The organism is Blautia sp. AM47-4, from assembly GCF_003479865.1.
In the GTDB taxonomy this organism is placed as follows: domain Bacteria; phylum Bacillota; class Clostridia; order Lachnospirales; family Lachnospiraceae; genus Fusicatenibacter; species Fusicatenibacter saccharivorans.
On the sequence record NZ_QUHY01000099.1, the window covers coordinates 1 to 845 of the forward strand.

At 44.0% G+C, this 845-nt stretch carries 1 protein-coding gene and 1 pseudogene; both read right to left on the reverse strand.

The window, feature by feature from the left end; translation table 11 throughout:
* On the reverse strand, positions 1–765 hold a 765-nt coding region (locus DW965_RS18790; protein WP_119198680.1), incomplete at its 3' end, for a radical SAM mobile pair protein B.
* Positions 753–845, reverse strand: a pseudogene (locus DW965_RS22370) (radical SAM mobile pair protein A); the annotation flags it as partial. The gene DW965_RS18790 and the pseudogene DW965_RS22370, both read right to left, overlap by 13 nt.

The following is an 845-nucleotide window of genomic DNA, read 5'->3' on the forward strand; positions in this document are numbered from 1 at the left end:
CTCAGCTTTTACTTCAAGTGCTTCAAAGTAGCTGCGGTTATGCTTGTTATAGATCTCGTCGTAAAGTGGTACAAGATCAGGATATTTTCCGGCGATATAATCCATAATTGTCTTTTTGAAACCGCCTCGAAGATTGAGATTTTCGAGCCAGAACAGATCGCACTGATCCTTTACCCGCTCAAAGATTGCTTCAAAATTCGTGATACCGGGAAATACCGGGGATACGAAACAGACTGTACGGATACCTGCCTCATATACCTGCTTCATAGCAGCGATACGGTGCTCAATGCTCGAAGCAGAATCCATATCGTTCTTGAAATTTTCATCTAGTGTGTTGATCGACCATGAAACGGTTACACGTCCAAGCTTCTTCAACAAATCAATATCCCGTACCACAAGATCCGACTTTGTGCAGATCAGAATATCTGCGTCACTGCCGATCAGCTGCTCCAGAAGTTTTCTGGTATTCCCGAATTGCTCCTCCTGTGGATTGTAGCCATCTGTCACAGAACCGATGACCACCCGCTGTCCGACATATTTCTTCGGATTTTTAATTTCCGGCCAATGCTTCACATCAAGGAAAGTGCCCCATTCCTCCTTGTGCCCGGTAAAGCGCTTCATAAAAGAGGCATAGCAATACTTGCAGGCATGTGTACAGCCCACATAGGGATTGACCGAGTAACCGCCTACCGGTAGACTAGACTTAGTCATGATGTTCTTTGTTTCCACCTCACGAATGAGGATTCCATTTATTACTTCTTCCATGATTTCTGTACCTCTAACACTTTATTAAATTCTTCCGGCATTTCCTGAATCATATTTTCATCCCCTATGATAGGGACAAG